The organism is Pseudoalteromonas sp. NS-SX12 (assembly GCF_057367955.1).
Window position 1 is genome coordinate 2,459,741 of record NZ_CM170634.1, and the last position, 19,588, is coordinate 2,479,328.

Consider the following 19,588-nt stretch of genomic DNA (forward strand, 5'->3'; position numbering starts at 1 on the left):
TTACTTTTGTTTACTCGCAAGCTGCACTTGCATTAATAGTGCGGGATCTAGGCGAACTTGACCCCAGTTTAAGCGCCAATCTAAATGCGGGCCAGTTACTCGCCCTGTTGCGCCTATTTCAGCGATTTTATCGCCTAATTTGACTTCCTGACCTTCTTTAACGTGCAGTTTATGAAGGTGAATATAGGTTGTGGTTACGCCATAACCATGGTCAAGAATAAGCGTACCACCTGAGTAGTATAAATCGTTATTGGCAAATACAACTTTACCTGAAACGGGTGCATAAACAGGTGTACCGGTTTTGTTAGCAATATCTAACCCAAAGTGTGGACGTTTAGGGGTACCATTGAAATAACGCTGGCTACCATACACGCCAGAAATACGTCCTGTCGCAGGGCGATAAAGCGGCGACAAAAAATCTTCTCGATGAGAAAAGGTACTGCGTGCCTCTTTCACTGCTTTTGCTTCTTTTTTAGTGCGCGTAAGCACCGATTTTGGCGGAGAAACATATTTCTTTTCTACACCAGTAATTTTATCAATGTCGTAATCACGCTTGGTTATTACTAGCGGTTGCGTTTGCCAGCCGCCATCAGCAGTTTGCCAAGAAAGCGTGTGTGTTAATGTTTCATCGCGGCCAAAACCAAAAACAAAATGGCCACCAGGGGTAATCGCAAGCGGTTTATCGTTTAGCTTAACCTGCTTAGCGTTTTTTATATGACCTGTTACTAAGCCACCTTGGGTTAAATGCCCTTTTAGCTCTAGCGCTTGTGCTGAACTTATAATAGAAAGACCTAATGCAAACAGTTTTTTAAGCATATGCAATAGCTCCTTTGCCGACACCTTCATAGGCGGCTACGCGATAAGAATTTTCTGGGTTATCATTTTTTAATGTTTGTACAACATGTTGTGCAATGCACTCAACGGTTGAATCAACCGGTAAAATATCGGTAACCGCTTCACTAATGCTTAGCTCAAAATACCCTTGCGATGCGTTGTAGGCAGAGTGAACACCATTTTCAATTGGTGCTACAAACTTAAGTTCGTCTGCGTTGATACGATCTTCTGCACTTACAAGGTAAATATCTTGCCACTTTTGACACCAAAGCTTGTTAAGCCTTGGGCTGCGCATGCCATTTTCTTCAATTTCAATGGTGCTGCGATGACCGTGAATAATACGCTGACAATTACCATCGTGTTTTTTCAAACCATGACTGTAATGATAATAAAACCCGTTGGTGTGTTCTGGTCTTAATTTAAGTACGATTTTACTTACATTACTAGGTAGTTGCGGCAGTATTGTTTGTTCTAAAAAGCCTTTAACACTGGTTTCATTGATTTTATCTGTATCAATCAGACAAAACGCTTGATGAGGCGAACTGATGGCAAGCTGATGATCGCCAAAGCTAAAACTAACATTGGTTTGTTCACCAGCCTCAGATATAACCGCATCGCCTTGTGTTGCAATCGCCAATTTATGGTCAATTACATCGTCTATAATGCGCTTCACTTGTTTTTTAACCAGTGAAAAATCAAGCACCATTGACTCGTCGTTTAAATCGCCATGCATTTCAAGGTCGACAATCCAACTTTCTCCCAATGGACCACGGTCTTTACAAAGGTAAGAAAAATCAATAACGGTTAGGTCTTTTACAAATAAAATCATAGATAAGCTGCGCTTTTTAACAATGCTGTAATTATAAAGGGATAACGTGGCTATTAGTAGCAAATTGTTGGAATTCAACTGTTCGGAGTTGTTTGGCGTACAAGTGTAAGCTAAAGTAGCCGGAAAAATTTACGAAGAAAGAAGTTATGGAACAGAAAAACAGTTATAGCAAAGCCGAATTAGAAGCATGTGGTCGTGGTGAAATGTTTGGAGAAGGCAATTGCCGTCTTCCTTCAGATAATATGCTAATGATGGACCGCATCATTAAAATCGCCGATGAAGGCGGTGAATACGGTAAAGGCGAAATCATTGCTGAGCTTGATATCGACCCTAGCCTGTGGTTTTTCGACTGTCACTTTAAAGGTGACCCAGTAATGCCTGGTTGTTTAGGCCTTGATGCTATGTGGCAGTTAGTGGGCTTTTTCTTAGGTTGGTCTGGTGGTCCAGGTCTTGGCCGTGCATTAGGTGTTGGCGAAGTTAAATTTACAGGCCAAATCTTACCAACAGCTAAAAAAGTAACGTATCGTTTAAATATGAAACGTGTAATCAAGCGTAAATTATTTATGGGTCTTGCCGATGGTACGGTAGAAGTTGATGGCCGTGTAATCTACGAAGCAAAAGACTTAAAAGTAGGTCTTTTCCAAGATACTAGCGCGTTTTAATTTAAAACGAGCAGATACAAAAACGCCCACTTTATGTGGGCGTCGTCTCCTAAAACTATGATTTAAACATTGTGCGATCTTCCATCGCTTCTCGCCATCCACCGAGCCATTGAGATCTTGGGTCAATATTGTCATACGGACACATTTCTTTGGAACGACCTGCTAGGCCTGCTTTGTAACCTTGAGAATGTGCTCTTTCTAAACGATCTCTTTTTTGTCTCTTCATAGGTAATGTCCTCACCTTCTTATTAAACTAATTGGATGTTGAAGTTGGGCAAAGGCCCTTAACCAATAACTTAAAAAATTCGTAACGGTTTCACGTTACAGTTACGGTGTTTAACATTTCCTTGTCAGCAATCATTGCTAACAAATGGAAGTGCTCTACATAGATTTAAGTTGCTCCTTTTTACATTATGAGTAAGTGAACTGGCTCAAAGGCCACATGTCTAGAAGACCATATTTATAAGGTTAGATCAAACACAGAAAACATGTTAGATAGAATAAACATGACAAATGTATGAAGATTTAATTGCATATTTGGGAAATCAATGCAGTTTTGTGTAAATAGGAAAATTATTTTTTAATGAAGTGACAATAAGCGAATAAATATTTTTATTTGTGTTTTTTTTAAAACAATTGTTGAACTTTATTTATTACCTCTATCTATTTGATTTTCAATGAATAGTTTCGGGTTTCTCGGGTAGTAAAAGCTAGGGTGTTGATCGCAAAGAGAAAACTCACGAGTGTTTTTATACGGCAACTTCATAAAGCCCGCTACACCATGATCTTTGATACGTACGATGTTTGCCATAATGCGGTTTAACAGATTTTCAAACAGGCCTTTTTTGCTAGATTCTAACAAGCGATAGTAATAATGCACTTTGATACGCTCAGGCAGTGATTCAATAATAATGCAACCTGTATGGTGAATTTGGTTTAAGCCAAATACTGCTTTTAAAATTTCATTGGGTAATGTTAGTTGCTCGTCTGGATCTTTACCATCTTCAAAGTAACTGTGCGGCCTTACTATTTCGCTATCAGGCATTTCAGAGGTCGAATAATGCAAGGTTGGCATTTCATCGAAAATAAGTGCACCTTCTTGATCGCGCTCAAGCTGAATAGTCTGCCTTGCATCGAATAAACAACACTTAAATAAGCCTTTTTGCTTAATGCCTTGAGCAATACGAATGGTATTGTTAACCGCTTGAGTAAAGGCTGTGCGATATGATTCATCGTGCAGCACCAAATTAGATTCAACATACAAATTATCTTCACGCCATTGATAACTTAAGCCGCCTACCACTGGGTATTTTGCTAAACGTGAAATAGACGCTAAAAACGCCTTTTCAGTATCACCCATATCGACCAAAAACTCTTTGTAGTAACGATCTAACTGCGCATCTTCAACCTTAGCTAACTGTTTTTCACTGTCTGCTTGACGTAAAAATTGTTTTCGAGAGCTATACACTACGGTATCAGGCTTATCATCAAAGGGGTGATGCCAAAATGGAATAAGTGCTTTGTCTTTATGAAGTGGTAAGTCAGGCAGATAGCTTTTGGCAATTTTCGGCATGTTTTTAATAAAATAATCGCCAGATAAATCGCGGGTGGTTTTATCTTTACTCAGCATACCATCAATAATACTGGCAAATTCAATCGGCAACCCCAAACTTTTTGCAGGCAACACAAGGCTGCCAAAACGACATGATTGCGCAGACGCTAATGCATATAATGTGGACGCAACACCCTGTTCATCAAAACGTGGCGAGGATTTAGCCCCAGACATCTGCTCATCACCAATAAAATAAACATCACCCATACGTGCATTAGAATAATTGGCATCATGGCTCATTAAATCCATCATATTGGCTGCAACGGGATTACCAAAACCGTCTTCTTGCGCAAACACACTTGAGCCCCAATCAACTAACGAAAACTGGTTTGTGTCTTCATCCCACACAATATTTGAAGGTTTAATATCACCATGCACTATAGGCTGTTCGGTAAAGCCTGTTTTATGATTGCGAAGGGCCAGCAATATATTGCGAAGTTCAAGACCCAGATTTACCAAAAAAGGCACTGACACGCGGCCATGTTGTAAGCTTACTTGTTCAAGGTTATCGCCTTTGGCATAGGCCATCATTAAAATGCCCTGCTTCTTTATACGCTCAAAGGCATAAAATTCAGGCACCATAGGGTTTTTTACTTGAGAAAGCATATAGCCTTCATCTTCTAAGCGATCCCGAACACTTTGTGCAAGGGTAATACGTGAAAACTTAAATACGCATTCTTTACCCTGGGTATTTGTGCCAACAAAAACAAAACCAAATGCGCCTGAGCCAATTACTTTAACGTTATGGTAGCCAAGTTTTTCAAGCTGCTTTTCGCAAATTTTCAGCCATTGCTTATGTTTTTTAGCATCAATGTGCGAAAGCAAATAAATAGATTGCTCTTCATTGATATAAAAATTACGAATGGCTTTAGACATGAAAGGAAATAAACTGTGTTTTTATTGATTATAAAGAAAAAAACGAGTGAAAGACCACTCGTTTTTAGATTTAAACGCGCTTTAATGGTTAGAAAGTGATACCACCATCAATTTCCATTACGCGGCCAGTAACAAAGTCATTTTCAAAAATAAAGTTTGCTGTATGCGCGATTTCATCTGCTTCACCTAAACGACCAACAGGCTTCATTTTAAGTAAACGCTCTTTCGCTTCAGGTTTCATTGCATCTGTCATGGCAGTGCGAATAACACCGGGTGCAATAGCAGCTACACGAATACCATAACGGCCTAGTTCGCGTGCCCAAGTAGTAGTCATTGCTACAACGCCCGCTTTTGATGCTGCGTAATTGGTTTGTCCCATATTGCCTGCTCGGGCAACACTCGACATATTAATAATAACGCCTTTATTCCCGTTATTAACCATATGGTTTGCCGCTTCACGGCCACATAGAAATACACCTGTTAGATTAACGTCAATGACCGATTGGAACTGCTCTAGTGACATTTTTTTTGCCACTTTGCCTTCTTTGACTTTTAAAAATAAACCGTCACGTAAAATGCCTGCGTTATTTACTAAGCCATCAATCTGACCAAAGTCGCTATTAATTTGGTTAAAGGTGTCTTCAACTTCTTGTTCTTGCGTAACATTACACACATAAGTGCGAATAACGCCCGTTGTGGTGCCTAATTCAGATTTCGCATTTGCAAGCATCTCTTCTTGCATATCAATAAGGGCAATGCTTGCGCCTTTATCTGCAAAATGTTTTGCCATCGCAAGCCCTAAACCTTGCGCACCTCCGGTAATAACAATGTTTTTACCATTTACTTGCATATTATGAATCCTTATTAAACAACTTAAAGATTGAAGAGAAATCGAGATTACCCATCTCTTGATTTTGCATTAACTGATATAAGCTTTGCGATAAACGGCCAAGTGGTACATTTGATTGACTGCTGTTTGCAGTATCCATCGCAAGGCCAAGATCTTTTGCCATTAAATCAACCATAAAGCCACCTTTATAGTCATTTGAGCTTGGCACATTTTCAAGCACATTCGGGCAAGGGTTATATAATTCTAACGTCCAGTTACGGCCAGAACTTTGCAGCATAATGTCTGATAAAATCTTAGGATCAAGACCGTTATCGATACCCATTTGAAGCGCTTCGCTGGTTCCGGCCATTAAAATAGCAAGTAGCATGTTATTACAGATTTTAGCTACTTGACCTGCACCATGGTCACCCGCATGAAAAATGTTTTTACCCATATCAGCTAGTACGGTTTTAGCATTTTCAAATTCAGTAACACTGCCACCAACAATAAAGGTTAATGTGCCATTCGTAGCGCCCGCTACGCCACCAGAAACAGGTGCATCTACAAAACTTACACCACGTTTGGCAAGCTCGCTTGCAACAAATTTAGCCGTATCTACATCAATGGTGCTGCAATCAATCACTTGTGTATTATTTGTAAGCGCAGCGCCAACACCGTTTTCATCTAAATAAATAGACTTAACGTGCTTGCCAGCAGGTAGCATGGTAATGACAAAGTCTTTCTCTTCCGCGCATGCTAAGGCTGTTGTGGCGCTATTAGCACCTTTTTCAACCAGTTCAGACACTGCTGAATCATTTAAATCAAATACCGTAACTGCATGACCCGCTTTAACAAGGTTTGCAGCCATTGGGCCGCCCATATTACCTAAACCAATAAATCCAATATTTGCCATGATTATTCCTATAAATCCGTTAGTGGATGCCCGTTTGACCATTCAACATTAAAGAATGACTCAATCACATCGCTATCTACATTGCTGATGGCGTCAAATTGCCATTGAGGTGCATTGTCTTTATCAATCAATAATGCACGCACACCTTCTTTAAACTCACCAAGCTGACCACAACGTACACTCATACCAAGTTCCATTTGAAAGCAGGCTTTGAGTGATAAGCCATTTGCACGCTTAAGCTGCTGATATACTAAATGGGCACTCAGTGGGCTACCATGCGAAAGGCCTTTTTGCGCACGTGTTAACCATTTATCGTCTGTTTCAAACGATAAAATGGCATCTACTTTATCGGTAAGTGCGTCTACTTCTGCCATTGCAGCAAATACTGCGTTGTGCGATTCAACATTGGCTGGCAGGTTAATATCACTTTTCGCATTAAACGCTGTTAATAAATGACTTAATGCTTGATGGTTTTCATCAGCATTGGTTGACCACTTTGCGCTTATAAGTGAATCTATTAACTCACTTTTAAAGTGATGTTCAATTACTGTATCGCCTAAACCAATATAAAGTGCATCTTGGGCATTCACCGATGCGCCCGTTAAACCTAAAAATAAGCCTACTTGTGTTGGCATTTTATTTAGAAAATAACTGCCACCGACGTCTGGGTATAAACCAATGGTAATTTCTGGCATAGCGATACGTGATGACTCGGTTAATACACGATGCGATGCACCTGCCATTAAACCAAGGCCGCCACCCATAATAATGCCGTTACCCCACACACATAGTGGTTTTGCATAATTATGGATAAGGTAATCTAAACGATACTCTTTAGTGAAAAACGTCTCGATGTAATCGCTTGGCTCGCCGGTATGCATTGCATTGTACAAGCTAACTACATCACCACCGGCGCAAAACGCTTTATCGCCTGCACCTTGTAATAGCACCATGCTAACGTGTTCATCACTTTGCCAATTGAGCAGCTGGTTATATAGCAGCTCAATCATTTCAAGATTAAGCGCATTAAGTGCCTTTTCAACGTTTAAGGTTGCGATACCGATAACAAAGCCGTTATCGGTATTTTTTGTTTCAAACGTAACAACAGCCATTAGCCGTTCACCCAGTTTGCTTTACGCTTTTCTAAAAAGGCATTCACGCCTTCTTTTTGATCTTGCGTATCAAATAGGTTGATGAAAAGTTCACGTTCAAGTGGTAAAGCTGAACTCATAGTGCCTGAGCGGCTATGTTGGATCAGTGATTTACACGCAGCAACCGAAGTTGGGCTTTGTTCTTCAACTTGTTTTGCAAGCGCCATTGCTTTATCAAACGCTTCGCCTTTGGCAACAACCTCTTCCACAAGTCCAATATTATGGGCTTTCTCGGCAGTTAATCGCTCACCACATAAAATCATGCGTTTCGCCCAGCCTTCACCTACCAGCCATGCAAGGTTTTGCGTACCGCCAGCACAAGGTAATAAACCCACTTTTGCTTCAGGCAATGCCATTTGCGCTTGTTCTTCAGCAATGCGTAAATCACATGCAAGTGCTACTTCTAAGCCGCCGCCCATGGCGTAACCATTAATTGCAGCAATAGACACACCACGGAAATTACTTAACGCTTCAAACGCCTGACCAAAAATAATCGACATTTCAGCGGCAACGCCTTTGTCACCGCTTGCAAATAGGTTTAGGTCAGCGCCAGCTGAGAAGAATTTTTCACCTTCCCCTGTGATCACAAGCGAATACACATCTTTATTGTTATTCAGATCAGCGACCATATCTCGAAGTTGCGTCAGTGTTTCTTTGGTCCACGTATTTGCCGGTGGATTAGACATAGTAACAACTGCAATATGCCCTTCAATCGATAATTTGATTTGTGCGCTCATAATGCTCTCCTTACAGAATCTCTTGTGAACCTTCAGCTAAAATACGACGTCCAATAATTAGGCGCATAATTTCATTTGTGCCTTCTAAAATTTGGTGTACACGCACATCACGGAAGTGACGCTCTAACGGGTATTCTTTGATGTAACCGTAGCCACCGTGCAGTTGCAGTGCATCGTCACATACTTTAAAGCCAACATCGGTTGCATAGCGCTTTGCCATTGCACAATACGTAGTGCGTTCAGGATCTTTTTCATCTAATTTAAATGCAGCAAGGCGTACCATTTGGCGGGCAGCTACAAGCTCTGTATTCATATCAGCAAGTTTAAATTGCAGTGCTTGGAATGCTGCTAATGGTTTGCCAAATTGCTTACGCTCAAGCATATATTCTTTAGCTGTGTTAAGTGCTTGTTGCGCAGTACCAATTGAACAGGTCGCAATATTAATGCGGCCGCCATCTAAGCCCATCATGGCAAATTTAAAGCCTTCGCCTTCTTGACCAAGTAAGTTTTGTTTTGGAATACGCACACCATCAAACGAAATAAGACGTGTAGGTTGGGCATTCCAGCCCATTTTTTCTTCTGCTTTGCCGTATTCAATACCCGCCGCGTTTGCATCAACAACAAACGCCGAAATACCTTTCGGGCCATCTTCACCAGTGCGCGCCATTACTACTAATAAATCGGTTTCACCAGCGCCTGAAATAAACATTTTTGAACCAGAAATAACGTATTCATCACCTTCTAAAACCGCTTTAGTTTTAAGAGATGCAGCATCTGAACCTGAACCTGGCTCTGTTAAGCAATACGATGCAAGCAATTGCCCCATCACAAGCTCATCACAATACTGTGCTTTAACTTCATCAGTACCAAAGCTTGCTATCATCCAAGTAGCCATATTATGAATGGTTAACATGGCGGTCGTTGCAGTACATCCCATCGCCAGTTGTTCGAAAATAATGCTTGAATCAAGACGCGATAAACCAAGACCGCCAGCTTCTTCTGGCGTATATAAACCACAGAATCCTAGTTCACCCGCTTTCTGGATTACGTCTTTTGGAAAAATATGTTCTTGATCCCACTTGCCCGCATTTGGTAATAATTCGCTCATCGCAAATTGTTTGGCGGTTTCTGCAAACGCTTGTTGATCTTCAGTTAGATTAAAATTCATAGTCACCCCTTTGAACGGCAGATAAGGCAAACGCCTTATCGTAGGTTGATACTCATATTTGGACCGGTTGCGATATCATCTTCAAACCAGCGTGCAGTAATTGTTTTAGTCTCAGTGTAAAAACGAACACCTTGTTTACCATAGGTGTGTTGGTCGCCATAGAATGAGCCTTTCCAACCCGTAAATGAGAAGAAAGGAAGTGGAACCGGAATTGGCACATTAATACCTACTTGGCCTACTTCAATTTCATGCTGGAATTTACGTGCTGCAGCGCCGCATGCAGTAAATAAAGACGTACCATTACCGTATGGGCTTTCGTTGATGATTTGGATTGCTTCTTCAAGCGTATCAACGCAAATACACGCAAGCACAGGACCGAAAATTTCTTCTTTATATAAGTCCATTTCGCGCGTTACATCTGTAAATAATGTTGGGCCTACCCAGTTACCTTTGTCATAACCTTCAACAACAAAGTCAGAGCCATCAATTAAACACGTTGCACCTTGCGCTTTACCACTTTCGATAATTGATAAAATACGCGCTTTTGCTTGTGGCGATGTTTGCGGGCCATAGGCAGCTTTAGGGTCATTCCAAACGCCAGGACGTACTTTGGTATATTCTTCTTTTAATTCGTTGATCCATTCTTTTGATTGACCAACAAATACAGCAACTGAAATACCCATACAGCGCTGACCAGCCGCACCAACCGATGCACCAACAAGGTTTGAAATGGCACGCTCTTTTTTCGCATCAGGCATAATTACCATGTGGTTTTTAGCACCAACACAGGCTTGAACACGCTTAAGATTCGCAGTACCACGTGAATAGATATACTCACCAACACCACATGAACCAACAAACGAAATTGCACGTACACTTGGCTCATCTAAAATACGGTCTACTTGGTGTTTTGTACCATGAATAACCTGTAATACACCTTTAGGTGCGCCAGCTTCTTCAAACAGTTCAACTAAACGCATTGGTGTAAGTGGATCTTGCTCAGACGGTTTTAAAATAAAGGTATTACCGCAAACAATCGCCATTGGGAACATCCAAAGTGGGATCATCGCAGGAAAGTTAAATGGTGTAATACCAGCACACACACCCAGTGGCTGCATATACGAATAAGTATCGATATTACGCGCTACGTTTTCAACAGTTTCACCCATCATTAATGCAGGCGCGTTAGCTGCTTGTTCAACCACTTCAATACCACGCCACACATCACCTTTTGCATCTTCAAACGTTTTTCCTAATTCGTGGCAAATAATGGTTGCTAATTCGTCATGGTGTTCTTTTAAAAGAGCTGCGTAACGCATCATAATGCGTGCACGTTCTGTTACAGGTACATCTTTCCACGTTTTAAACGTTTCTTTAGCAGAGGCAATTGCTTCATCAATTTCGCTGTCTGTTGCTAGAGGCACTTGTGCCAGTACTTCTTGGTTAGCTGGGTTTACAACATCTAACCATTCATTTGATCCCGATTGGCGCATTTCGCCATTAATATATAAAGGAACCTTTACCATTATTCTTCTCCCCAAATAAAAAAGGCGCATAAACGCGCCTTCATTTTTAGTTATTTTACTTCGATTGCCATTGCAACCGCTTCACCACCACCAATACACAGTGACGCCACGCCTTTATTTAGGCCGCGGTTTTTAAGTGCATGAATAAGCGTTACTAAAATACGCGCGCCACTGGCACCGATTGGGTGACCAAGTGCACATGCACCGCCATTCACGTTTACTTTATTGTTATCAAGTTGCATTTCGTTAATAGCAAGCATAGTTACCATGGCAAATGCTTCATTAATTTCCCAAAGATCAACATCTTCTTTTGACCAGCCCGCTTTTTCTAACACTTTTTCCATCGCACCAATTGGCGCTGTCGTAAATTCAGCTGGAATATGTGAATTAGTCGCATGGGCTTTAATTTCACAAAGTGGTGTTAAACCAAGTTCTGCTGCTTTTGACGCTTTCATTAAAACAAGTGACGCAGCGCCGTCAGAAATTGACGATGAGTTTGCTGCTGTAATGGTGCCATCTTTTGCAAATGCAGCACGTAGGCTTGGTATTTTTTCAGGGCGCGCATTACCTGGCTGCTCATCAATTGCTACTGTCACATCACCTTTACGGCTTGAATAAGTATGTGGCGCAATTTCCGCTTCAAATGCACCACTTTCAATTGCAGCGTTAGCTTTTGAAAGAGATGAAATGGCAAACGCATCCATATCATCACGGGTTAAGCCATACTTATCAGCTGTTTCTTGTGCAAAACAACCCATTGCTTTGTTGTCGTATGCATCTTCTAAACCATCGGCCATCATATGATCTTTAATTTCACCATGGCCCATACGGAAACCGCCACGTGCTTTTGGTAAGAAGTAAGGTGCATTACTCATACTTTCCATACCGCCAGCAACGGCAACATTAATGCTGTCTGCTTTAATTAAGTCATGAGCTAACATCGCTGCTTTTAAGCCAGAGCCACATACTTTATTGATGGTTGTAGCGCCTGTTGCTAAATTAAGCCCTGCTTTTATCATTGCTTGACGTGCAGGAGCTTGGCCAAGACCTGCAGGTAATACGCAGCCCATAATGACTTCGTCGATGATATCAGCGTTTAAATCACAGCTTTCAATACTACTTTTAATTGCTGTAGCACCTAAATCAGTTGCATTTACCGATGATAAAGCACCCATAAAACCGCCCATTGCAGTGCGTTTTGCACTCACTATTACTACCGGATCGATTTGAGAATTTTCAACAGACATTTGTTATCTCCAAAATTTATATGTTTTCAGCATACATAAAAATTACGTTTACGCAAACGTAAATCTAGATGTCATACCTTTTATAGTGTTAAGAAATAATGACAATGAATGGCAACTATGTAATGAAATTAAGGCTGTAAGCTTGGTAAAGATCGTTGGCGACCCAACATTTACTGCATATACCTACGACTAATTGGGGTAGATAAATACCCTCTCCCAAGCATGCAGCTTTACCTTTACGTAAACTTCACTTATAGTTAATTACCAAATTAATGAGGTGTAGTTTAGATGAGTACAGAAAATACAGAACAGACCTTTAGTATTAGCGAACTTGCAAAAGAATTTGACATAACAACTAGAAGCATTCGTTTTTATGAAGACCAAGGTTTGGTTACGCCCCGCCGTCAAGGGCAAACACGTATCTATAGTAAACGCGATAAAGTGCGTTTAAAACTGATCTTACGAGGTAAACGCCTAGGATTTACGCTAGCTGAAACAGGCCGTTTGTTCGAGCTGTATGATGCCGACAAATCAAGTGCAACTCAACTTAAAATTATGCTTGAGCTAATCTCTGATAAAAAAGCACATCTAGAACAGCAAATGGATGACATTAAAGTTGTTTTAATGGAACTGGTTACCGCTGAACGACGCTGTCGTGACACACTTAAAAACCTAGACGACGCTTAAAATAATAATCACACCTTATGGCAACAACACATCAATAGGATACACACAATGAGCACCGTTTCTCTTTATAAAGAATTAAATTTTGGTCTTGGTGAAACAGCCGACATGATCCGTGACCACGTAAATAGTTTTGCAACCAACGAAATTGCCCCACTCGCAGAAAAGACTGATATCGACAATATGTTTCCAAACGAACTTTGGCCAAAGTTTGGTGAAATGGGTTTATTGGGCTTAACCGTAGATGAAGAGTTTGGCGGCTCAAACCTAGGTTACCTTGAACACGTAATTGCAATGGAAGAAATCAGCCGTGCCAGTGCGTCAATTGGTTTAAGCTACGGCGCACATTCAAATTTATGTGTAAACCAAATTGCCCGTAACGGTAACCAAGCGCAAAAAGAAAAATATTTACCAAAACTTATTTCAGGTGAGCATATTGGTGCACTTGCGATGAGTGAGCCAAATTCTGGTTCAGACGTTGTTTCAATGCGTTTAAAAGCCGAAAAGCGTGGCGATAAATACATTCTTAACGGTAATAAAATGTGGATCACCAATGGTCCTGATGCAGATACTTTTGTTATTTACGCAAAAACAGATTTAGAAGCGGGCCCTAAAGGCATTACTGCTTTCATTGTTGAAAAATCGTATCCTGGTTTTAGCCAAGCACAAAAACTCGATAAATTAGGTATGCGCGGTTCAAACACTTGTGAGCTTGTATTTGAAGATTGTGAAGTACCAGAAGAAAACATTCTTGGCGAATTAAACCAAGGTGTTAAAGTACTGATGAGTGGTCTTGACTATGAGCGTGTTGTGCTTGCAGGTGGTCCACTTGGCATTATGCAAGCATGTATGGACATTGTTGTGCCTTATATTCACGAACGTAAACAGTTTAATACTGAAATTGGTAACTTCCAGTTAATTCAAGGCAAGATTGCTGATATGTATACGCAAATGAATGCCGCGCGTTCTTATGTTTATACCGTTGCAAAAGCGTGCGACCGTGGTGAAACAACCCGTAAAGATGCCGCTGGCGCAATTTTATATGCTGCAGAGCTTGCTACCAAAATGGCACTTGATGCAATTCAAATTCTAGGTGGTAACGGTTACATCAATGAATATGCCACAGGCCGATTACTGCGTGACGCAAAACTGTATGAAATTGGTGCGGGTACATCTGAAATTCGCCGTATGTTGATTGGTCGTGAACTATTTAACGAAAGTAAATAGGATGTGCCATGACCATATTAACTTCAAATATTAACCCGCTTGATTCAGACTTTTTAGAAAAAGCTGAATCAATGCAGGCACTTGTTGATGACTTAAAAGCTAAAACGCAAGAAATAACTCAAGGCGGTGGCGAGCGCTTAGTTGAACGTCATCGCAGTCGTGGTAAGTTATTTGTTCGTGACCGCATTAATTGTTTATTAGATGAAGGTTCACCGTTTTTAGAAGTATCGCAATTTGCAGCTTTTGGTGTGTATCCAGAGCAAATCCCATGTGCCGGTGTGGTAGCAGGCATTGGCCGCGTTAAAGGCGTTGAATGTATGATTATCGCAAACGACGCGACGGTTAAAGGCGGCACCTACTTCCCTATTACGGTTAAAAAACACCTGCGAGCACAAGAAATTGCAGAGCGTTGTCATTTACCGTGTATTTATCTTGTTGATTCAGGTGGTGCTAACCTGCCTGAGCAAGATGAGGTATTCCCAGATAAATTACACTTCGGCCGTATTTTCTATAACCAAAGCCGTATGTCAGCAAAAGGTATTCCGCAAATTGCTGTTGTAATGGGCTTATGTACCGCAGGTGGCGCTTATGTGCCAGCAATGGCAGATGAAAGTATTATCGTAAAAGAACAAGGCACCATCTTTTTAGCAGGACCACCGCTTGTAAAAGCAGCAACAGGTGAAGAAGTATCAGCCGAAGAGCTTGGCGGCGCAGATGTACACTGTAAAACATCCGGTGTTGCCGATCACTACGCTGAAAATGATGAGCATGCCCTGTCAATTGCGCGCCAATGTGTATCGCGTTTAAATCATACACGCCCTACCGCACCAATTTTAACAAATTTCAAAGCACCTCGTTATGATGCGAAAGAAATTTACGGCATTGTTGGTACCGACCTTAAAAAGCCATTTGATGTTCGTGAAGTGATTGCCCGTGTTGTCGATGATTCATCGTTTGATGAGTTTAAACAGTACTTTGGCGAAACCTTAGTCACCGGCTTTGCTGAGATCTTTGGTATGCCTGTAGGTATTGTTGCCAACAACGGAATTCTTTTCTCAGAATCAGCGCAAAAAGGCGCGCACTTTATTCAACTTTGTGCCCAGCGCAATATTCCATTGGTGTTTTTACAAAATATTACCGGCTTTATGGTGGGTAAAAAATACGAAGCTGAAGGCATCGCAAAACACGGCGCGAAAATGGTAACAGCTGTGAGCTGCGCTGATGTGCCAAAATTTACCATTTTAATTGGTGGTTCGTATGGCGCTGGTAACTACGGTATGTGTGGCCGCGCATTTGAGCCAACCATGATGTGGATGTGGCCTAATGCCCGTATTTCAGTAATGGGTGGTGAACAAGCTGCTGGGGTATTAACCCAAGTAAAACAAGACGGTTTAAAGCGCAAAGGCCTTGCAATGAGCGACGATGAAGTTGCGGCATTCAAAAAGCCTATTATTGCGCAGTATGAAGAACAAGGTCATCCGTATTATGCCAGTGCACGATTATGGGATGACGGCATCATCGACCCTGCTGAAACACGAAACGTACTCGGACTTGCTTTAAGTGCAGCTAAAAATGCGCCAGAGCAAGAATCGAAGTTCGGCGTATTTAGAATGTAGGAGTAAGTGATGTCTGTAACCTTAACAATAACAAAACAAAAAGTTGCGACCCTTACAATTGAACGCAGCGAAGTACATAACGCATTTGACGCACACACCATCGCACAGCTAATTCAACAAATTGAATATGCCAACACTTTAGATATTCGCGCGTTAGTTTTAAAAGGCGAAGGCAAGCATTTTAGCGCGGGTGCTGATTTAAACTGGATGAAATCCATGGTGTCCAATACGTTTGAAGATAACGTCGCGGATTCAATGGAACTTGCCCGTTTAATGCAAGTACTGTTTGAAACCAAAGTGCCTACCCTATGTTTAGTGCAAGGCGCGGCTTTTGGTGGTGCCCTAGGTTTAATCGCCTGTTGTGATATTGCTGTGGCTGATGAAAAAGCGAAATTTTGCCTAAGCGAAGTAAAACTTGGCCTTATCCCGGCGGTAATTAGCCCGTATGTAATTAATGCAATTGGTGAGCGACAAGCGCGCCGTTATTTCCAAACGGCTGAAGTATTCTTTGCCGATAAAGCACTTGCCCTTGGTTTAGTTCATGAAGTATCAGATTCACCTGAAGACACACTCGACACCCTACTTCATACAATTTTACAAAATGGCCCAGAGGCTACAAAGCAAGCAAAACAGTTGATTTGTGATGTAGCAAACAAACCGATAAATAACGATTTACGACAACTGACCGCAGAGCGTATTGCCCAAATTCGTGTATCGGATGAAGGACAAGAAGGTCTACAAGCCTTTTTTGATAAACGTAAACCAAGCTGGCAATAGAGAACATCACCATGATTAATAAACTTTTAATAGCAAACCGCGGTGAAATTGCATGTCGCATTATCAAAACAGCACGTCGTTTAGGCATTAAGACAGTTGCGGTTTATTCCGACGCGGATATTCATGCAGAGCATGTAAAAGCAGCCGATGAAGCCTACCATATTGGCGCAGCACCAAGCCGTGAATCATATTTAGATGGCGATAAAATTATTAATGTTGCGCTTAAAGCCGGCGTAAATGCAATTCACCCAGGCTATGGCTTTTTATCAGAAAATACGCATTTTGCTGATAAGTGCGAGCAAAATAACATTATTTTTATTGGCCCAAGCAGTGAAGCAATTAACGCAATGGGGTCAAAATCACGCTCAAAAGAGCTGATGTTTGAAGCCAATGTACCGCTTGTACCAGGTTACTATGGTGAAAACCAAGACCCAGCCTTTTTACTGGCAGAAGCGGAAAAAGTGGGCTTTCCAGTATTAATAAAAGCAACCTATGGCGGTGGCGGTAAAGGCATGCGTGTGGTGCGCGATAGCGAATCATTTAACAAAGAGTTAGAAGGTGCAAAGCGTGAGGCTCTTGCAGGCTTTGGCAACGATAAAGTTCTAATTGAACGCTATGTTGAGGCACCGCGTCACGTAGAAGTACAAGTGTTTGCAGATAACTTCGGTAACTGTATCTATTTAGGCGATCGCGACTGTACACTGCAGCGTCGTCACCAAAAAGTGATTGAAGAAGCCCCAGCACCAGGTTTAAGCGCAGAGCTTCGAAAAGAAATGGGAGAAGCGGCGGTACGCTGCGCCAAAAAAATTAACTATAAAGGCGCAGGTACCGTTGAATTCTTATTGTGTGGCGATGAATTCTTCTTTATGGAGATGAATACACGTTTGCAAGTAGAGCACCCTGTTACTGAATGTGTGGTGGGTCAAGATTTAGTAGAATGGCAATTAGCCGTTGCTAGTAACGAACCGTTACCGCTAGAGCAAAACCAAGTAGTGATTTCTGGCCATGCTTTCGAAGCGCGTATCTACGCAGAAGAGCCAAGTGATGACTTTATGCCATCTTCGGGTGTATTAACGCTATTTGATATGCCAAATGAGCATATAAGTGATCTTTCAGCAGTAAGAATCGATACGGGTGTAATTGAAGGTTCTGAAATCTCGGCATTTTACGATCCAATGATTGCAAAACTGATTGTACTCGGTGCAAACCGTAAAGTTGCGCTGCGCCAGTTATCACTCGCGCTTGAGAAAACAGCTATTTCAGGTGTTGCGACTAATGTGAGTTTCTTACATACCTTAGCAAATCACCCAAGCTTTATCGAAAGCCCAACAAGCACCCATTTTATTGATGATCACATTAGTGAACTAACGCAACAAGATGAACAAGAACACAGCCTGCAATTAATAATGGCGGCACTTGTTTATATTAATGCTAATACGTGTCAAACAAGTACATCACCTTGGAATACACTTACCGCATTTAGCTTAAATGCCAGTAACCATTACACCTTGCCATTTGTTGATTTTAATCTTGAGTGTCAACGTAATAACGATGCTATGACCTTGGTTTACAATAATGAACACTTTGCTGTAAATGCCGATTTTAACGGTAATAGCCTCACCGCATTTATCAACGGTGAAAAACACACGGCGAAATTTGTATTAGATGAGCAGTCTATTGCGATTATGCACAGTGGTAACACTCACCTATTTGCTTTAAAAAGTAAGCACTATGTGGCTGAAAAACAAAATGATGGTAATAGTTTACAAGCACCACTTAATGGCACAGTCGTCAAACAAGTTGCAAGCGTTGGCGATACCCTTAAACAAGGTGATGCGGTTATCATTATCGAAGCGATGAAAATGGAATACACCTTAACGGCACCATTTGATGGCCAGTTAAGCCAATTTTATTTTGCTGAGGGCGATCTTGTGTCGCACGGTGACCTACTTGCTAAAGTTGAGGAAGCGTAATGCAACCAAAGTTTGTAAAAGTAGTTGAAGTAGGCGCACGTGATGGCCTACAAAATGAAAGCGCTGTATCAACACAAGATAAAGTACTACTGATTAACGCGCTTGCAAATGCGGGCGTTAAGCATCTTGAAGCAGGTGCATTTGTGTCACCCAAATGGGTGCCACAAATGGCAGATTCAAACGAGGTTTTAGCGCAAATTGATAAAAGTACACTCAGTACTTACAGCGCACTTACACCTAACTTAAAAGGCGCTGAGCTTGCATTTAATGCAGGCGCCAATGAGTTTGCAATTTTTACCGCAGCAAGCGAAGCCTTTACTCAGAAAAACATTAATTGTTCGATTGATGAATCTATAACACGTTTTCAACCTGTGATGGATTTTGCTAAGCAACATAATATTCCGGTACGCGGTTATGTGTCGTGTGTTATGGGTTGCCCATACGATGGTGCTGTTAGCCTTGATACTGTTGTAAAAGTAACCAAAAAGCTTTTAGCTATGGGCTGCTACGAAGTATCGCTTGGTGACACCATAGGTGTTGGCACACCTCAATCTACTGAACAATTATTAAACGCCCTGCTGGAGCAAGTATCCGCTGACAAGTTAGCTGTACACTTTCACGATACCTACGGCCAAGCACTTGCTAACGTGTATACCGCGCTTAATATGGGCATTAAAACCGTCGATTCCGCCGTTGCAGGCCTTGGTGGCTGCCCTTATGCTGCTGGTGCGTCAGGAAATCTTGCCACTGAGGATTTAATTTATATGCTTAATGGACTTGGCATTGAGCATGGAATTGATTTAGAAATGCTAGCCCAAGCAGGTTGGCAAATTAGTGAAGCATTAAATAAACAACCAACAAGTAAAGTTTCACTGGCATTAAAAGCCAAACTAACTTAACCGATTTCTCGCCCTACTCGTTCAGGAG

At 41.5% G+C, this 19,588-nt stretch carries 18 protein-coding genes; 7 read left to right on the forward strand and 11 right to left on the reverse strand.

Annotation, left to right across the window (positions count from 1 at the left end; all coding sequences use genetic code 11):
- Together AC2IOM_RS11405 and AC2IOM_RS11410 are read right to left on the reverse strand one after the other, a co-directional pair.
- On the reverse strand, positions 1–816 hold the full coding sequence (locus tag AC2IOM_RS11405) for a M23 family metallopeptidase (RefSeq protein ID WP_486358427.1): 816 nt from the start codon (positions 814–816) through the stop codon (positions 1–3).
- The gene (locus AC2IOM_RS11410) at positions 809–1,663 is read right to left on the reverse strand and encodes a 6-carboxytetrahydropterin synthase (protein ID WP_486358428.1); all 855 of its coding nucleotides are present in this window, start codon (positions 1,661–1,663) and stop codon (positions 809–811) included. The genes AC2IOM_RS11405 and AC2IOM_RS11410 overlap by 8 nt, the downstream gene beginning before the upstream one ends.
- A 146-nt stretch (positions 1,664–1,809) precedes the next feature.
- Between AC2IOM_RS11410 and fabA the strand changes: the two genes are divergently transcribed.
- Complete coding sequence (gene fabA / locus AC2IOM_RS11415; protein ID WP_010560104.1) at positions 1,810–2,325, forward strand: 3-hydroxyacyl-[acyl-carrier-protein] dehydratase FabA; 516 nt, start codon at positions 1,810–1,812, stop codon at positions 2,323–2,325.
- A 55-nt stretch (positions 2,326–2,380) separates the two neighbouring features.
- On the opposite strand, the gene rmf is transcribed toward fabA, so the two are convergent.
- The 9 genes from rmf to AC2IOM_RS11460 form a co-directional block, all read right to left on the reverse strand.
- Positions 2,381–2,551 carry a ribosome modulation factor gene (gene rmf / locus AC2IOM_RS11420; RefSeq protein ID WP_010560105.1) on the reverse strand — a complete coding sequence of 57 codons (171 nt, stop codon included), beginning with the start codon at positions 2,549–2,551 and terminating at the stop codon, positions 2,381–2,383.
- 420 nt (positions 2,552–2,971) lie between these two features.
- Entirely contained in the window at positions 2,972–4,813 is a 1,842-nt protein-coding gene (locus AC2IOM_RS11425; protein WP_486358429.1) for a protein kinase domain-containing protein, read from the reverse strand.
- 88 nt (positions 4,814–4,901) lie between these two features.
- A complete protein-coding gene (locus AC2IOM_RS11430) occupies positions 4,902–5,663 on the reverse strand; it encodes an SDR family oxidoreductase (RefSeq protein WP_010560107.1) in 762 nt (253 codons plus the stop codon).
- Position 5,664: 1 nt separating this feature from the next.
- Positions 5,665–6,561: a 3-hydroxyisobutyrate dehydrogenase gene (gene mmsB / locus AC2IOM_RS11435; protein ID WP_486359561.1), complete on the reverse strand. Its 897-nt coding sequence runs from the start codon at positions 6,559–6,561 to the stop codon at positions 5,665–5,667.
- 2 nt (positions 6,562–6,563) lie between these two features.
- Positions 6,564–7,667: an enoyl-CoA hydratase/isomerase family protein gene (locus AC2IOM_RS11440; RefSeq protein WP_486358430.1), complete on the reverse strand. Its 1,104-nt coding sequence runs from the start codon at positions 7,665–7,667 to the stop codon at positions 6,564–6,566.
- Complete coding sequence (locus AC2IOM_RS11445) at positions 7,667–8,443, reverse strand: enoyl-CoA hydratase (protein ID WP_038641585.1); 777 nt, start codon at positions 8,441–8,443, stop codon at positions 7,667–7,669. The genes AC2IOM_RS11440 and AC2IOM_RS11445 overlap by 1 nt, the downstream gene beginning before the upstream one ends.
- A 10-nt stretch (positions 8,444–8,453) precedes the next feature.
- Entirely contained in the window at positions 8,454–9,611 is a 1,158-nt protein-coding gene (locus AC2IOM_RS11450) for an acyl-CoA dehydrogenase family protein (RefSeq protein ID WP_010560111.1), read from the reverse strand.
- Between the two features lie 35 nt (positions 9,612–9,646).
- Positions 9,647–11,137, reverse strand: coding sequence for a CoA-acylating methylmalonate-semialdehyde dehydrogenase (locus tag AC2IOM_RS11455; protein WP_486358431.1), 1,491 nt, complete (start codon positions 11,135–11,137; stop codon positions 9,647–9,649).
- A gap of 50 nt (positions 11,138–11,187) precedes the next feature.
- A complete protein-coding gene (locus AC2IOM_RS11460) occupies positions 11,188–12,384 on the reverse strand; it encodes an acetyl-CoA C-acyltransferase (protein ID WP_486358432.1) in 1,197 nt (398 codons plus the stop codon).
- A 288-nt stretch (positions 12,385–12,672) separates the two neighbouring features.
- Here AC2IOM_RS11460 and AC2IOM_RS11465 point away from each other — a divergent pair, with 288 nt between their 5' ends.
- From AC2IOM_RS11465 to AC2IOM_RS11490, 6 genes are read left to right on the forward strand one after another with little or no spacing between them, the layout of a single operon-like run.
- Positions 12,673–13,071: a MerR family transcriptional regulator gene (locus tag AC2IOM_RS11465; RefSeq protein ID WP_010560114.1), complete on the forward strand. Its 399-nt coding sequence runs from the start codon at positions 12,673–12,675 to the stop codon at positions 13,069–13,071.
- Positions 13,072–13,119: 48 nt separating this feature from the next.
- Complete coding sequence (locus AC2IOM_RS11470) at positions 13,120–14,295, forward strand: isovaleryl-CoA dehydrogenase (RefSeq protein ID WP_100913354.1); 1,176 nt, start codon at positions 13,120–13,122, stop codon at positions 14,293–14,295.
- A gap of 8 nt (positions 14,296–14,303) precedes the next feature.
- Positions 14,304–15,911 (forward strand): carboxyl transferase domain-containing protein, encoded by a 1,608-nt coding sequence (locus tag AC2IOM_RS11475; RefSeq protein ID WP_486358433.1) that lies wholly within the window; start codon positions 14,304–14,306, stop codon positions 15,909–15,911.
- A gap of 9 nt (positions 15,912–15,920) precedes the next feature.
- A complete protein-coding gene (locus AC2IOM_RS11480; protein ID WP_486358434.1) occupies positions 15,921–16,688 on the forward strand; it encodes an enoyl-CoA hydratase/isomerase family protein in 768 nt (255 codons plus the stop codon).
- Between the two features lie 11 nt (positions 16,689–16,699).
- The gene (locus AC2IOM_RS11485) at positions 16,700–18,661 is read left to right on the forward strand and encodes an acetyl/propionyl/methylcrotonyl-CoA carboxylase subunit alpha (RefSeq protein ID WP_486358435.1); all 1,962 of its coding nucleotides are present in this window, start codon (positions 16,700–16,702) and stop codon (positions 18,659–18,661) included.
- Positions 18,661–19,560: a hydroxymethylglutaryl-CoA lyase gene (locus tag AC2IOM_RS11490; protein WP_486358436.1), complete on the forward strand. Its 900-nt coding sequence runs from the start codon at positions 18,661–18,663 to the stop codon at positions 19,558–19,560. Before AC2IOM_RS11485 ends, AC2IOM_RS11490 begins: the two co-directional genes overlap by 1 nt.
- The last annotated feature ends 28 nt before the right edge of the window (positions 19,561–19,588 follow it).

Excerpts from the sequence above, each read along its gene's own strand:
- AC2IOM_RS11405 (WP_486358427.1), bottom strand. The coding sequence starts at position 816 with ATGCTTAAAAAACTGTTTGCATTAGGTCTTTCTATTATAAGTTCAGCA.
- AC2IOM_RS11410 (WP_486358428.1), bottom strand. The coding sequence starts at position 1,663 with ATGATTTTATTTGTAAAAGACCTAACCGTTATTGATTTTTCTTACCTT.
- fabA (WP_010560104.1), top strand. The coding sequence starts at position 1,810 with ATGGAACAGAAAAACAGTTATAGCAAAGCCGAATTAGAAGCATGTGGT.
- rmf (WP_010560105.1), bottom strand. The coding sequence starts at position 2,551 with ATGAAGAGACAAAAAAGAGATCGTTTAGAAAGAGCACATTCTCAAGGT.
- AC2IOM_RS11425 (WP_486358429.1), bottom strand. The coding sequence starts at position 4,813 with ATGTCTAAAGCCATTCGTAATTTTTATATCAATGAAGAGCAATCTATT.
- AC2IOM_RS11430 (WP_010560107.1), bottom strand. The coding sequence starts at position 5,663 with ATGCAAGTAAATGGTAAAAACATTGTTATTACCGGAGGTGCGCAAGGT.
- AC2IOM_RS11440 (WP_486358430.1), bottom strand. The coding sequence starts at position 7,667 with ATGGCTGTTGTTACGTTTGAAACAAAAAATACCGATAACGGCTTTGTT.
- AC2IOM_RS11445 (WP_038641585.1), bottom strand. The coding sequence starts at position 8,443 with ATGAGCGCACAAATCAAATTATCGATTGAAGGGCATATTGCAGTTGTT.
- AC2IOM_RS11450 (WP_010560111.1), bottom strand. The coding sequence starts at position 9,611 with ATGAATTTTAATCTAACTGAAGATCAACAAGCGTTTGCAGAAACCGCC.
- AC2IOM_RS11455 (WP_486358431.1), bottom strand. The coding sequence starts at position 11,137 with ATGGTAAAGGTTCCTTTATATATTAATGGCGAAATGCGCCAATCGGGA.
- AC2IOM_RS11460 (WP_486358432.1), bottom strand. The coding sequence starts at position 12,384 with ATGTCTGTTGAAAATTCTCAAATCGATCCGGTAGTAATAGTGAGTGCA.
- AC2IOM_RS11465 (WP_010560114.1), top strand. The coding sequence starts at position 12,673 with ATGAGTACAGAAAATACAGAACAGACCTTTAGTATTAGCGAACTTGCA.
- AC2IOM_RS11470 (WP_100913354.1), top strand. The coding sequence starts at position 13,120 with ATGAGCACCGTTTCTCTTTATAAAGAATTAAATTTTGGTCTTGGTGAA.
- AC2IOM_RS11475 (WP_486358433.1), top strand. The coding sequence starts at position 14,304 with ATGACCATATTAACTTCAAATATTAACCCGCTTGATTCAGACTTTTTA.
- AC2IOM_RS11480 (WP_486358434.1), top strand. The coding sequence starts at position 15,921 with ATGTCTGTAACCTTAACAATAACAAAACAAAAAGTTGCGACCCTTACA.
- AC2IOM_RS11485 (WP_486358435.1), top strand. The coding sequence starts at position 16,700 with ATGATTAATAAACTTTTAATAGCAAACCGCGGTGAAATTGCATGTCGC.
- AC2IOM_RS11490 (WP_486358436.1), top strand. The coding sequence starts at position 18,661 with ATGCAACCAAAGTTTGTAAAAGTAGTTGAAGTAGGCGCACGTGATGGC.